Source organism: Aeromicrobium jepli (assembly GCF_047246605.1).
Classification (GTDB): Bacteria; Actinomycetota; Actinomycetes; order Propionibacteriales; family Nocardioidaceae; genus Aeromicrobium.
Genome location: NZ_JBFOKO010000005.1, coordinates 129,165 through 142,497, shown reverse-complemented (window position 1 = coordinate 142,497; position 13,333 = coordinate 129,165). Strand labels below are relative to the sequence as shown.

General features: G+C 71.1%; 9 protein-coding genes and 2 tRNA genes. 1 reads left to right on the top strand and 10 read right to left on the bottom strand.

What is annotated here, in order from left to right:
- Positions 1-440: 440 nt before the first annotated feature.
- From AB3M81_RS11410 to AB3M81_RS11365, 10 genes are all read right to left on the bottom strand, one after another.
- Positions 441-513, bottom strand: a tRNA-Ala gene (locus AB3M81_RS11410).
- 141 nt (positions 514-654) lie between these two features.
- Positions 655-729: transfer RNA gene (locus AB3M81_RS11405), tRNA-Ile, on the bottom strand.
- 156 nt (positions 730-885) lie between these two features.
- Positions 886-1,803, bottom strand: a complete 918-nt coding sequence (locus AB3M81_RS11400; protein ID WP_412904032.1) for a DUF3566 domain-containing protein — start codon at positions 1,801-1,803, stop codon at positions 886-888.
- A complete protein-coding gene (gyrA, locus tag AB3M81_RS11395; protein ID WP_412904178.1) occupies positions 1,796-4,300 on the bottom strand; it encodes a DNA gyrase subunit A in 2,505 nt (834 codons plus the stop codon). Before gyrA ends, AB3M81_RS11400 begins: the two co-directional genes overlap by 8 nt.
- A gap of 134 nt (positions 4,301-4,434) precedes the next feature.
- On the bottom strand, positions 4,435-6,441 hold the full coding sequence (gene gyrB / locus AB3M81_RS11390; RefSeq protein ID WP_412904031.1) for a DNA topoisomerase (ATP-hydrolyzing) subunit B: 2,007 nt from the start codon (positions 6,439-6,441) through the stop codon (positions 4,435-4,437).
- 174 nt (positions 6,442-6,615) lie between these two features.
- Complete coding sequence (locus AB3M81_RS11385) at positions 6,616-7,224, bottom strand: histidine phosphatase family protein (RefSeq protein ID WP_412904030.1); 609 nt, start codon at positions 7,222-7,224, stop codon at positions 6,616-6,618.
- Positions 7,221-8,708, bottom strand: a complete 1,488-nt coding sequence (locus tag AB3M81_RS11380; protein ID WP_412904029.1) for an FGGY-family carbohydrate kinase — start codon at positions 8,706-8,708, stop codon at positions 7,221-7,223. The genes AB3M81_RS11385 and AB3M81_RS11380 overlap by 4 nt, the downstream gene beginning before the upstream one ends.
- The gene (locus AB3M81_RS11375; RefSeq protein WP_412904028.1) at positions 8,705-10,153 is read right to left on the bottom strand and encodes an FGGY family carbohydrate kinase; all 1,449 of its coding nucleotides are present in this window, start codon (positions 10,151-10,153) and stop codon (positions 8,705-8,707) included. Before AB3M81_RS11375 ends, AB3M81_RS11380 begins: the two co-directional genes overlap by 4 nt.
- On the bottom strand, positions 10,150-11,190 hold the full coding sequence (locus AB3M81_RS11370; protein WP_412904027.1) for a 2-hydroxyacid dehydrogenase: 1,041 nt from the start codon (positions 11,188-11,190) through the stop codon (positions 10,150-10,152). The genes AB3M81_RS11375 and AB3M81_RS11370 overlap by 4 nt, the downstream gene beginning before the upstream one ends.
- 80 nt (positions 11,191-11,270) lie before the next feature.
- Positions 11,271-12,059: a DeoR/GlpR family DNA-binding transcription regulator gene (locus AB3M81_RS11365; RefSeq protein ID WP_412904026.1), complete on the bottom strand. Its 789-nt coding sequence runs from the start codon at positions 12,057-12,059 to the stop codon at positions 11,271-11,273.
- 166 nt (positions 12,060-12,225) lie between these two features.
- On the opposite strand from AB3M81_RS11365, the gene AB3M81_RS11360 reads away from it, so the two are divergent.
- Positions 12,226-13,299, top strand: coding sequence for an ABC transporter substrate-binding protein (locus tag AB3M81_RS11360; RefSeq protein WP_412904025.1), 1,074 nt, complete (start codon positions 12,226-12,228; stop codon positions 13,297-13,299).
- The last annotated feature ends 34 nt before the right edge of the window (positions 13,300-13,333 follow it).

Genomic DNA, 13,333 nt, shown 5'->3' with positions numbered 1-13,333 from the left:
CTCGTTCGAGCGTCGTCACCGCCAATCCTATGAGACAACGTTGCTCTGCTCTGCCATCGTCGGCCCGTGGGTCGTGAAGAGCCTAGTGCGGTTCGCGCCCAGGAGTCGAAGGCTCGTTAGGAAGGCGCCAACGCGTGACGGACGGACGCGGCCCGTGGATATGGCCCCGCTCTCGGAGGTTGGGAGCGAGGCCGGTGCGGCGAGTTAGTCTGCTCAGTCGTCGGGGTCGTCGCTGCTGAGCGGGTAGTCAGCGAAGCTGAGCGTCAGCCTCGGTGTACGCCTGCTTGACGGCGATCGCATCACCATCGATGACGAGGACCAAGCCACCCTCGAACCCGCCGAGGCCATCCAGACGATCCTCGCCAACAACCCCAGGTCACACAACGAAAGAACCTTGCCCCGCGATCAAGCGGGGCAAGGTTCGAACGTTCAAATCTACGTGGAGCCTAGGGGACTCGAACCCCTAACCCCCTGCTTGCAAAGCAGGTGCGCTACCAATTGCGCCAAGGCCCCTGGTGGGCGATCAGACGAAGTCGCTGTGCGCGGCCCACGGATCGGTCTGGGTGGTGCGGCGGCGGCTGCGCGAGAACACGAGGGCTCCGGCCGCCACGGCGGCGAGGGCGAGGATCTTCTTCATGTCGATTCCTCCTTCGGTGGGCCTAGCTGGACTTGAACCAGCGACCTCTTCCTTATCAGGGAAGCGCTCTAACCAAGCTGAGCTATAGGCCCGGGCAGCAATAGAAGAGATTACCGTACGACCCCTCGAACCCACGAATCGGGTCCTCGAGTGGCGCAGACCGGGGTCGCGAGTGGCGCAAAAAGGCCCGCCACTCGGCGAGTGGCGGGCGATTGTGCGCCACTCGCCGAAGCGGGCGGCCGGGTCGGCTACTGGCGCTCGCCGAAGGTGACCTCGACGCCGCCGAGGATGCCGGCGGCCAGGTTGTAGAGGTGCGCCGCGATCGTGGCCAGGGCGGTCATGAAGATGACGTTGAGGCTCGAGACCAGCAGCGTCAGGCCCACCACGCGGCCGAAGCCGAGGTAGTCGGTGACGTCGAAGCCGGAGGCGTCGTCGGCCAGCACGTTGGAGACGCTGTCGTTTAGCGAGCCCCACACGCCGGTGATCTGCATGACGAGCCAGAACACCGTCACGGCCACGACGCTCACGAGCATGAGGGCGACCGAGACGACGAACGCCATCTTCGTGACGCTCCACGGCTCGATGTGGCTCAGCTTGAGTCGCGCCGAGCGGCCCGCCGGAGCGGACTCGGTCGCCGCCGGCTTCGCCGCGGCGGCGGGCTTGGCCTCGGCCTTCTTCGGCTCCGGCTTCCTCGGGGCCGCCTCGGGCTTCTTCTGCTCGGGCTTCGGCGTGGCCGGCGCCGGGGCAGCGGGCGCCGGAGCGGCGGCGGCCGGAGCAGCCGCGGCGGCACCGGCCGCACCCGCGGCGGCAGCACCCTGCTTGGCCACCGGGGCGGGCTTCTTGCCCGGCTTCTTGGTCTCGGGCTTCTTCTGCTCGGGCTTCGCGGGCGGGGCCTTCGGCGCCGGATCGGCGGCCGGCACGGCCTTGAGCGTCTGCGTCGGGCGGTCGTCGACCTCGGGGCGCTTCGCCGCCGGCGGGGCCGGCTGGTCGTCACGCACCGCCGGGATCACCGACGTGGCGTCCGGGCTGGCCTTCGTGGTCCGGGCGTACTCGTCCTTGCTGAGGGGTCGCCGCGCCGTGACGGTCGGCGTGGTGCCGTTCGCCTTGGCGTTGGCTGCCGGCGTGCCGGGCCTCTGTCCGGACTCGTTCGGCTTGTTGTCACTCACTGGCGTCCCCATCTGCGTTCGACGTCTCGGTCGTCTCGTCCGCGGTGTCCTCGGGGGTCAGGTCCGTGTTGCGCGCGATCGTCACGACACGGTCATTGCCCTTGAACTTCACGAAGCTCACTCCCATGGTGCCACGGCCCTTGACAGGAACCCCGGACACGAGGCTGCGCGTGATCTGGCCGGACTCCGTGACGGACAGGACATCATCAGTGTCACGCAGCACCAGGCCCCCCACCAGTTCCCCGCGCGACTCGGTGATCTGCATCGCCTTGATGCCCAGGCCACCGCGGCCCTGGAGGCGGTACTCGTCGATGCGCGTCTTCTTGGCGTAGCCGCCGTCGGTGACCGTGAAGACGTACAGCTTCTGGCTGTCGTCGTCGTCGCCCTCGCCCTCGTGGTCGGCACCGGCCTTGATGACCGTCATCGACAGCAGCGAGTCGTCGTCGCGGAACTTCATGCCCGTGACGCCCGACGTGGCGCGGCCCATCGGCCGCAGCTGGTCGTCGTCCGCGCGGAAGCGGATCGACTGCGCCTTGCGGCTGATCAGCAGGATGTCGTCCTCGGGGGAGACCAGCTCGGCGCCGACCAGCTCGTCGTCCTCGTCGCGGAAGTTGATCGCGATGACGCCAGCCTGGCGCGGGCTGTTGTAGTCCGCGAGGCGGGTCTTCTTGACCAGGCCCTTGCGCGTGGCGAGCACGAGGTACGGCGCCTGGTCGTAGTCGCGGATCGCCAGGACCTGCGCGATCTCCTCGTCCGGCTGGAACGCCAGGAGGCCGGCGACGTGGCCGCCGCGCGCGTCGCGCCCGCCCTCGGGCAGGTGGTACGCCTTGGCGCGGTAGACCCGGCCGGCAGTCGTGAAGAACAGGATCCAGTGGTGCGCCGTGGTGGAGAACACGTGCTCCACCACGTCCTCACCGCGCAGCGAGGCCCCCCGCACGCCCTTGCCGCCGCGGTTCTGCACGCGGTACAGCTCGGTCTTGGTGCGCTTGGCGTAGCCGCCCTTGGTGATCGTGACGACGAGGTCCTCGTCGGGGATGAGGTCCTCGTCGGACAGGTCGCCGTCGGCCGCGATGATGCGCGTACGGCGGTCGTCGCCGTACTTCGCGACGATCTCGGCGAGCTCCTGGCCGACGATCTCACGCTGCCGGGCCTCGCTGGCCAGGATCGCCTTGAACTCGGCGATCTGCGCCTCGATCTCGGCGAGCTCGTCGATGATCTTCTGGCGCTCGAGCGCCGCGAGGCGGCGCAGCTGCATGTCGAGGATCGCGGTGGCCTGCAGCTCGTCGATCTCGAGCAGCTCCATCAGGCCCGAGCGCGCCTCGTCGACCGTGGGGCTGCGGCGGATCAGGGCGATCACGTCGTCGAGCTGGTCGAGCGCCTTGGCCAGGCCGCGCAGGATGTGGGCGCGCTCCTCGGCCTTGCGCAGGCGGTACTGCGTGCGGCGCCGGATCACGTCGACCTGGTGGTGGATCCAGTGCGAGATGAACCCGTCGAGGGTCAGCGTGCGCGGGACGTCGTCGACGATCGCGAGCATGTTGGCGCTGAAGTTCGACTGCAGGTCGGTGTGCTTGTAGAGGTTGTTGAGCACGACGCGCGCGACGGCGTCGCGGCGGACCTCGATGACGATGCGGCGGCCGGCGCGGTCGCTGGACTCGTCGCGCAGGTCGCTGATGCCCTGCACGCGCCCACTCTGGGCGAGGTCGGCGATCTTGCGCATGAGCGCATCGGGGTTGACCTGGTACGGCAGCTCGGTGATGACCAGCTGCATGCGGCCCTTGGTGTCCTCCTCGATGTTCACGACGGCGCGCATCGTGACCGAGCCGCGACCTGTGCGGTACATGTCCTCGATGCCGCTCGTGCCGACGATGAGGGCGTCGGTGGGGAAGTCGGGGCCCTTGATGCGCTCCAGCAGCGCCTCGAGTAGCTCCTCGCGCGACGCGTCGGGGTGCTCGAGGGCCCACTGCACGCCCTCGGCGACCTCGCGCAGGTTGTGCGGCGGGATGTTGGTGGCCATGCCGACCGCGATGCCGGCCGAGCCGTTGACCAGCAGGTTCGGGATGCGGGCGGGCAGCACCGACGGCTCCTGCGAGCGGCCGTCGTAGTTCGGCTTGAAGTCGACGGTCTCCTCGTCGATGTCGCGCACCATCTCCATCGCGATCGGCGCGAGCTTGCACTCGGTGTACCGCATCGCGGCAGCCGGGTCGTCGCCCGGCGAGCCGAAGTTGCCCTGGCCGCTGATCATCGGCGCGCGCATGACCCACGGCTGCGCGAGACGCACGAGGGTGTCGTAGATCGCCGAGTCGCCGTGCGGGTGGTACTGGCCCATGACGTCGCCGACGATGCGGCTGCACTTGTTGAACCCGCGATCGGGGCGGTACCCGCCGTCGTACATCGCGTACAGGACGCGGCGGTGCACCGGCTTGAGGCCGTCGCGGACGTCGGGCAGCGCGCGCGCCACGATCACGCTCATCGCGTAGTCGATGTACGAGCGCTGCATCTCGTCCTGCAGCTCGACCGGCTCGATGCGGTCCCGTTCGATCGGGGTGTCAGTCACAGGTGTGTCCTTCGTTCTGTGGTCTCGGTGCGCCGGCTCGCTGCGCTCGCCTGGCTACGCGACCACCGGGGAGGGGATCAGATGTCGAGGAAGCGGACGTCCTTGGCGTTCCGCTGGATGAACGAGCGGCGCTGGTCGACGTCCTCGCCCATGAGGATCGTGAAGATCTCGTCGGCCATGAGCGCGTCCGCCAGGGTGACCTGGCGCAGCAGGCGGCCGTCGGGATCCATCGTGGTGTCCCACAGCTCGCTGGCGTTCATCTCGCCCAGGCCCTTGTAGCGCTGCACCGGGGCCTCCTTGGGCAGGCGGTAGCCGGCCTCGCTGCCCGCGGCGATCAGCGCGTCGCGCTCGGCGTCGGAGTACGCGAGCTCGTGCGTGTGGTTGGTCCACTTGATGCGGTACAGCGGCGGCTGCGCGAGGTAGACGTGGCCCGCGTCGATGAGCGGCTTCATGAAGCGGAACAGCAGCGTCAGCAGCAGCGTGGTGATGTGCTGGCCGTCGACGTCGGCGTCGGCCATCAGCACGATCTTGTGGTACCGCAGCTTCGCGATGTCGAAGTCCTCGTGGACGCCGGTGCCGAGCGCGCTGATGATCGCCTGGACCTCGGCGTTCTGCAGGATCTTGTCGATCCGGGCCTTCTCGACGTTGAGGATCTTGCCGCGCAGCGGCAGGATCGCCTGCGTCGCGGGATCGCGGCCGTTGCGGGCGGAGCCGCCGGCCGAGTTGCCCTCGACGATGAAGATCTCGCACTCCTCCGGGTTGCGGCTGGAGCAGTCGATGAGCTTGCCCGGCAGGCCGCCGCCGGAGCCGAAGCCCTTGCGGTTGCGGGCCAGGTCGCGCGCCTTGCGGGCGGCCACACGCGCCGCGGCCGCGTCGATCGACTTGCGGACGATGTTCTTGCCCTCGGCGGGGTTGCGCTCGAACCAGGCGCCCAGCTCGTCGTTGAGGACCTGCTGCACGAAGCTCTTGGCCTCGGTGTTGCCCAGCTTGGTCTTGGTCTGGCCCTCGAACTGCGGCTCGGAGAGCTTGACCGAGATGATGGCGGTGAGCCCCTCGCGGATGTCGTCACCCGTGAGGCGGTCCTCCTTCTTCTTGATGAGGTTGTTGGTCTCGGCGAAGCGGTTGACCGTGCTGGTCAGCGCGGCGCGGAAGCCCTCCTCGTGGGTGCCGCCCTCGTGGGTGTTGATCGTGTTGGCGAACGTGTGGACCGACTCGCTGAAGCTGTCGTTCCACTGCATCGCGAGCTCGAGGGACAGGCCGTTCGGCTCGTCCTCGCGCTCGAGGTAGATCACGTCGCGGTGGATCGGCGCCTTGCTGCCCACGTTGATGTGGTTGACGTAGTCGATCAGGCCGCCGTCGTAGCGGAACGTGACCTCGCGCTCGACGTCGTCGGCGACGCCGTTCGGGTCGTCCTCGCCCTCGTGGCGCTCGTCGCGCAGCGTGATCTCGAGGCCCTTGTTGAGGAAGGCCATCTCGCGGAAGCGCGTCTTGAGCGTGTCGTAGTCGTACGTCGTGGTCTCGAAGATGTCGCCCGACGCGTAGAACGTGGTGGTGGTGCCGGTCTCGTCGGTCTCCTCCTCGCGGGCGAGGGGCGCGTCCGGGACGCCGTAGGTGAACGACTGCGTCCAGCGGTAGCCGTCGCGCTTGACCTCGACGTGCATCTTCGTCGACAGCGCGTTCACGACCGAGACGCCGACGCCGTGCAGGCCGCCGGAGACCTTGTAGCCGCCACCTCCGAACTTGCCGCCGGCGTGCAGCGAGGTGAGCACCAGCGTGACCGCGGGGATCTTCTCCTCGGGGTGCTCGTCGACCGGGATGCCGCGGCCGTCGTCGACGACCTTCACGCCGCCGTCGGCCTGCAGCACCACCTGGATGTTGGTGGCGTAGCCGGCCAGCGCCTCGTCGACCGAGTTGTCGACGACCTCGTAGACGAGGTGGTGCAGGCCGCGCTCGCCGGTGGAGCCGATGTACATGCCGGGACGCTTGCGGACCGCCTCGAGGCCCTCCAGGACCTGGATGTTGCTCGCGTCGTACGTCGTGGGAGTCTCGGGCGCTTGGGTCACCCATCCAGTATACGGGCCCATTCTGTCCGTCCCACGGCATGACACCTCCTGTGGAGCGCGAGTCCTCTGTCCACAGATGCCGCTGAACGGCTCACAATGGCCTCTGGGAGTCCCGACGAGGGGGTCGACCAAGGCTCCCATCGTCCGCGACCGTCCTCGAGCGCCTGCTGGGCGGCTGTGGCGGCGCGGCTCGCCTCACACCGGGACGTTGAACCCGAGCAGCGCGGCGGACCGGCCGTCGTCGGCCAGCTCGAGCGTGGTCACCGCGACGTTGCGCACCTTGGGCATGACCCGGCGATACCGGTTCGGATCGATGCCGACGAGGGTGCACAGCACGAGCCGCAGCAGCGTCGAGTGCATGACCACCAGGGCCGGCGCCTCGGACTCCGCGGCGAGCGCGCGCAGCTCCGGGAGCGCCCGCTCGACGGCCGTGCCGCCGGCCTCGCCCCCGGGGAGCGGGGACTCGGCCGGTCGCTCGAGGAAGCGGGCCAGGGCGTCGGGGAACCGCTCGGCCATCTCGGCGCGGGTGAGGCCCTCGCCGTGCCCGAAGTCGACCTCGCGCAGCGCCGGGCGCACCTGGAGCCGCACCCCGAGGGCGTCGGCGGCGGGCGTGGCCGTGACGATCGCGCGGCCGAGGTCCGAGCTGTGGACCGTGAGGGGCCCGTGGGCCGCCGCCCACCGGCCGAGGGCCTGCGCCTGCGTGAGCCCGCGCTCGGTCAGGGCGACGTCCGAGGAGCCGGCGTACCGGTTCTCCGCGTGCCACACCGTCTCTCCGTGCCGGGCGAGGTGGATCACCGAGGTCATGCGAGCCATCCTCGGGCACGCCATGCCTCGACCAGCCGGCCGTGCACCTGCAGCAGCCGCTGCGACGAGGCCGGGCGCGGCTCGACGACGCCGGCGACCCCCGACATCCGCCGGACGAGGGCGGTCCAGTCCGACTCCGACCGGGCCCCCACCACCGACGACGCGGCGAGGATCGCGGCGCCCACGGCGGGCTCGGCCGAGCGGGGGATCGTGATCGGCCGCTCGAGCAGGTCGGCGCGCAGCTGGTTCCACAGGTCGCTGCGCGTGCCGCCGCCCGAGGTGCTGTACCGGCCGGCGGTGGAGCCGCCCGCCGCCGCGAGGACGTCGAGGCACGTCCGCTCGAGGCAGGCGACGCCGACGACGACCGACAGGTAGGCGTCGGCACCGTCGCCGAGCGCGGCCAGCTCGCTCTCCGTTCCGTCCACGAGCGCGAACCCGCGCGCGTCGGGGCGCACGAACGGGAAGCGCTCACCGGTGCCGGTCAGCGGGTAGGCCGGGGTCACCTCGGCACCGTCGTCCCAGCGCCGTGCCGCCTCCGCGGTCAGGGCCGGCAGGTCCGCGTCGGGCAGGAGCGCGCCGAGCGCTCCCGCGCCGACGCTCGAGGCCCCGCCGGGCAGCCAGCGTCCCGGCACGGGAGAGCGGTGCGAGTAGACGGCGCCGCCCTCGTCGTGCAGCGGGGTCGCCGTGACGCCCTTGAGGACGAGGGTCGTCCCGATGACGCTGTGCCAGTCGCCGTCGCCGATGGCGCCGGCGCCGAGCTGCGAGGCGCAGCCGTCGGTCATGCCGCCGACGACGGGCGTGCCCTCGGGCAGTCCCGTGCGCTCGGCCCACGCCGCGCCGACCGTGCCGAGGGGCGCGCCCGGCGCGACGACCTCGGGCAGGCTGGCCGGGTCCACGCCCAGTCCCGCGAGCACGTCCGTCGGCCACGCGAGGTCGAGCAGGTCGTACCCGCTCTTGAGCGCGCTGCTCCAGTCCGTGGCGACCGGGCCGCCGCACATGGCGGCGGCGACGACGTCCGGCTGGTGGGCGAAGCGGTGACCCGCCGCGAGGCCGGCACGCGATGCGTGGACGATCGTCGCCACGCCCCAGCTGGGCTGGATGCGATAGCCCAGTCGCTCCCACCGGGCCGGGTCGGCCGCCGCCACCTCGGCGGCCTCCGTGGCCGCGCGCGCGTCGTCGTACATGATCCCCGGACCCACGGGTGCGCCCGCCGCGTCGACCTCGACGACCGTGCCGGAGGTCCCGCACAGCGACACCGCGGCGATGGCCCGGCGGTCGGCGCCCAGGTGCGCGATCGCCTCCGCGGTCGCGTCGGCCGTCGCGGCCAGCCACTCGTGCGGGTCCTGCTCGTGGCGGACCCCGTCGCGACGGCTGGTGAGGGGACGCGACGCCTCCGCCAGCACCGTCCCGTCCAGGTCGACGGCGAGGACCTTCACGCTCTGCGTGCCCAGGTCGACGCCGATGCTGATCGGGCTGTCGGTCATGCGCTCCACCTCTGTCGTGCCTCCCGGACGTCGGCGCGGTAGCGCTCGTAGCCGGCTTCGTACTGGTCTCGCAGGTCCTGCCGCGGGGTGATCGCCCGGCGGTCGGCGGCCCAGGCGTCCGCGTCGACGGGGTCGCCCAGGGCGGCCCAGGCCACCGCGGCGGCGCCGCGCGCGCCGACGAACTCCTCGTGCGGCACGTGCAGCGTCCGGCCGGTGGCGTCCGCGATCAGCTGCGCGAACGCCTCGGTCCCGAGGCCGCCGCCGCACCCGGAGAGCTCGCCGTCGAGGCCGGCGGCCTCGAGGCAGTGCCGGGCCGCGTACGCGACCGACTCGCACATCGCCCGCACGAGGTCCGCGGGTCCGTTGGCCAGCGTCACGCCGAGCAGCTGGCCGGTGGCCCGCGGCTCGACGAACGGCGCCCGCTCGCCGGCTCCGGAGACGAAGGGCAGGGCGCGGACGCCCGAGGCGCCCGGGCCCGACTCCTCCAGGAGCCGCTGCAGGTCGGCCGTGCCGGCGCCCACGACCGAGAGGGCGTGCGCGATCGCGGCGGTGCCCGCCATGGACGGCATCGTCCGCAGCCACGTGCCCGGATCGGGGGTGCACAGCCACATCCCGGCGGGCTCGCCGTCCGGGTCGATCGTGGTGTCCTGCGTGAGGGCCTGGCAGCTCAGCGTGGTGCCGACGACGACCGTGCCCTGGCCGGGCTCGCGGGCACCGGCGCCGATGCCGCAGGCCATGACGTCGTACGGACCGGCCGTGACCGGCAGCCCCTCGGGGAGGCCGAGCAGTCGCGAGCCGCCCGCCGACAGGGCGAACACCCGGCCGGGCGCCGCCGGCTCGGGCAGCAGCCCGCGCCACGGCAGCACGCCGCACGCGTCGAGCGCCTCGTCGACGTACGTCCGGGTCCGGACGTCGAGAAACGGCAGGGACGCATCCGAGGCGTCGACCGAGATCACGCCCGTGAGGCGCTGCAGCACCGCGTCGATGCAGTAGCCGGCGACCGCCGAGCGCGCCAGCACCTCGGGCTCGTGCTCGCCGAGGTGGGCGAGCAGGGCGGCGTGCGAGCCCGGGAAGACGCCCGAGCCCGTCAGCGCGTGCACCCGGTCGAGCACGCCGTCCGTGCGCCAGCGCTCGACGCGGTCGGCCGCCCGGCCGTCCATCCACGAGATCGGGCGCCGCGTGGCGCGGCCCAGGTCATCGCGCAGCCACAGGCCGTCGCCCTGACCGGTGAGCGCGATCGCGTCGAGCGGCTGGTCCTGGCCGGCCGTGACCTCGCGGACGACCGAGACGACGGACGCCAGGACGGCGTCGAGCTCCTGCTCGACGACGCCGCCCGGACCCCGCAGCAGCTCGGATGGACGGCTGGCCGACCGGACGCTGCGCCCGTCGCGACCGATCAGCGCGGCCTTCGTGACCGACGTGCCGATGTCGACGCCGAGGATCATCCCTGCAGCACCTCGGGGTTGCAGACGTGCTGCAGCTCGCGTCCGCCCAGGTAGGCGGCGACCTCGCCGGCGATGATCGTCGCGGCGCGCTCGGCGGTCTGCCGGGTCGCGCCGGCCAGGTGCGGCGACAGCACGACGTTCGGCGCGCCCAGCAGCGGCCAGTCGGCCGGCGGCGGCTCGATGTCGTAGACGTCCAGGCCGAGGCCGCGCAGGTGTCCCGACTCGAGCAGCTCGGGCAGCGGCGCGTAGTCGAGCAGTCCGCCGCGGGCGGTGTTCACGAGCACGGCGCCGGGACGCATCGCGCGCAGTCGCTTCTCGTCGAGGATGTGGCGGGTCTCGTCCGTGAGGCGCGCGTGCAGGCTGACGATGCCGCTGCGCGCGATGAGGTCGTCGAGGCCGACCAGTTCAACGCCGGGAACCTCGGACGCGTAGGGGTCGTACGCGATGACGTGCGCGCCGAACGCCTGCAGGATCCGCGCGACGATGCGGCTGATGGCACCCAGGCCGATGAGGCCCACGGTCTCGCCCTCGAGCTCGCCGCCGGCCTCCTCCCACGAGTAGTAGTCGCCGCGCCACGTGCCGCGGGTGAGCTCCCCGTGCGCGGCCGGGATGCGGCGGCTGGCCGCGAGGATCAGGCCGATCGTGAACTCGGCGGCGGCCTGCGCGTTGCGCCCGGGGGCGTTCACGACGACGACGCCGGCACGCGTGGCGGCCTCGAGGTCGACGTTCACCGGCCCGCCGCGGCTCACGCCGATCAGCTTGAGGTCGGGGGCGGCCTCGATGATCGAGCGCGAGAACGGCGCGAGCTGGGTGACCGCGATCTCGACGCCCTGCAGCGCCTCGATCATCCCCTCGACCGTGCCGGAGGCCTCGTCGACGTTCTCGACGGGCCCGAACGGCTCGTGCGGCCACGGCGCGCACGTCGACCGGAACTCCAGCGGGACCGTGTCGCCCACCGCGGCACGGATGGCGTCGGAGAACAGTTCCGGGCGGACGAAGCGGTCGCCGGCCGAGAGGATCGTGGTCAATGGGCTCACCTTTTCCGAGCGCGGAGCAGCTCGCACCCCGCCGAGATAACAAGATCGCTGTTATCTATATCACCGGGACTGTGACGCTGTCACGCTCCGTCGGTGACGTGCAACGTGACGTGCTCGGCCATCGCCTCGCGCATCTGCACGGGGACGTCCGGTGTCACGACGAGGTCGCTGAACTCCGCGAGCTCGGCGAACCGGTGCAGGGAGCGCCGTCCCACCTTGGACCCGTCGATCATCAGCACGCTGCGCTCGCCGGCCTCGATCATCGCCCGCTTCATGAGCACCAGCTCCTGCTCCTGGTGGTAGGCGCGCGTCTCGTCGATCGTCGAGGTCGACTGGAACGAGACGTCGACCGCGTACGTCGCCAGTCCGGACGCGTCGGGCACGCCGATGAACGAGTCGTGCGTCCGCGAGTACGCGCCGCCGAGCATGATCACCGAGATGTCGTCCTCCTCCATGAGGACCTCCAGCACCTGGCGGTAGTTCGTGATGACCGTGAGTGCTCCCACGGTGGGCAGGAGGCGGGCCAGCGCGAGCGCCGTGGTCGAGTCGTCGAGCAGGACCGACATGCCCGGCTCCACGAACGCCAGCGCCGTGCGGGCCAGCGCGTCCTTGGCCTCGACCTGGCGCTGCATCCGGAACTCCGAGCTGGACTCGAACACGCCGGTCGGCAGGGCGGAGACGCCGCCGTGCACCCGCCGCAGCAGGCCGCGCCCGGCGAGGTCGTCGAGGTCGCGGTGGATCGTCATGACGCTGACGCCCGCGTCCTCGACGAGCTCGGCGACGCTCGCGAAGCCCTGCTCCACGACGCGATCGATGATGCGTCTTTGGCGTTGGGCTCGCGTGGGTCGCGGGGCGGCCTGGTTCGTCATGGGCGTCCTTCCGTCGGGCAACACGCGGGACAGCGGGGGTAACACGTCACTTGACAGACTTAACGTGTTAAATGTTACGGTCCCCGCATTCAGCGTGTGACAGCTGTCACAAGTGATGGTATCGGCACGGCTTCGGCCCCACGCCCGGTTCAGAAGAGAGAGACACATGAAGACAACGAGCTTCCGCGTGACGGCCCTGGCCGCCGCGGTCATGGCCTTGGGTTCGCTGACGGCCTGCGGGTCGGACGAGGGCTCGGGCGGCAGCGACGGCGAGGCCTCCGGCAAGATCGCGTTCCTCATGCCCGACCGCGCGTCCACGCGCTACGAGGAGCAGGACCGGCCGCTGTTCGAGAAGAAGGTCGAGGAGCTGTGCGAGGACTGCGAGGTCCTCTACCAGAACGCCGACGGCGACCCGAACAAGCAGCAGCAGCAGGCCAACTCGGCTATCGCCCAGGGCGTGAAGGCGCTCGTGCTCGACGCCGTCGACACGAAGGCCGCCGCGACGATCGTCGAGAACGCCCAGGCGCAGGACATCCCGGTCATCACCTACGACCGCCCGATCACCACCAAGCCGGCGGACTTCTACGTCTCCTTCGACAACGAGGGCATCGGCAAGATGATCGCCGAGTCGCTCGTCAAGAAGCTCGACGCGGACCAGGCCGAGGGCGGACTGCTCATGGTCTACGGCTCGCCCACCGACGACGCGGCCCAGCTCATCAAGAAGGGCATGAAGGCCGGCGTCGAGGGCAGCAAGTACGACATCCTCGCCGAGTACGACACACCGGAGTGGAACCCGCAGAAGGCCCAGGACTGGGTGTCGGGCCAGATCACGAAGTTCCGCGGTGAGATCGCCGGCGCGGTCGCCGCGAACGACGGCACCGGCGGCGGCACCGTGGCCGCCCTCAAGGCCGCGGGCATCGAGCCCGTCCCGCCGGTCACCGGCAACGACGCCGAGGTCGCCGCGATCCAGCGCATCATCGCCGGTGAGCAGTACAACACGATCTCCAAGCCCATCAGCATCGTCGCCAGCGCCGCCGCCGAGGCCGCCGTCGCGTTCCTGAAGGGCGAGGAGCCGAAGGGCGACACGGAGCTGTTCGACACCCCGTCGCAGCTGTTCACCCCCGAGGTCGTGACCTCGGAGAACGTCAAGAAGGTCATCTTCGACAGCGGCATCTACACCGCCGACCAGGTCTGCACCGGCGCGTACGCGGCCGGCTGCAAGAAGCTCGGCATCAGCTGATCACGGCCGGCCGGTCCTCGCCCCGCCGGGCGAG

Bases quoted from the DNA above. Each gene is read 5' to 3' on its own strand.
- gyrA (WP_412904178.1), bottom strand. From the start codon at position 4,300: ATGCAGCGCTCGTACATCGACTACGCGATGAGCGTGATCGTGGCGCGC.
- gyrB (WP_412904031.1), bottom strand. From the start codon at position 6,441: ATGGGCCCGTATACTGGATGGGTGACCCAAGCGCCCGAGACTCCCACG.
- AB3M81_RS11385 (WP_412904030.1), bottom strand. From the start codon at position 7,224: ATGACCTCGGTGATCCACCTCGCCCGGCACGGAGAGACGGTGTGGCAC.
- AB3M81_RS11380 (WP_412904029.1), bottom strand. From the start codon at position 8,708: ATGACCGACAGCCCGATCAGCATCGGCGTCGACCTGGGCACGCAGAGC.
- AB3M81_RS11375 (WP_412904028.1), bottom strand. From the start codon at position 10,153: ATGATCCTCGGCGTCGACATCGGCACGTCGGTCACGAAGGCCGCGCTG.
- AB3M81_RS11365 (WP_412904026.1), bottom strand. From the start codon at position 12,059: ATGACGAACCAGGCCGCCCCGCGACCCACGCGAGCCCAACGCCAAAGA.
- AB3M81_RS11360 (WP_412904025.1), top strand. From the start codon at position 12,226: ATGAAGACAACGAGCTTCCGCGTGACGGCCCTGGCCGCCGCGGTCATG.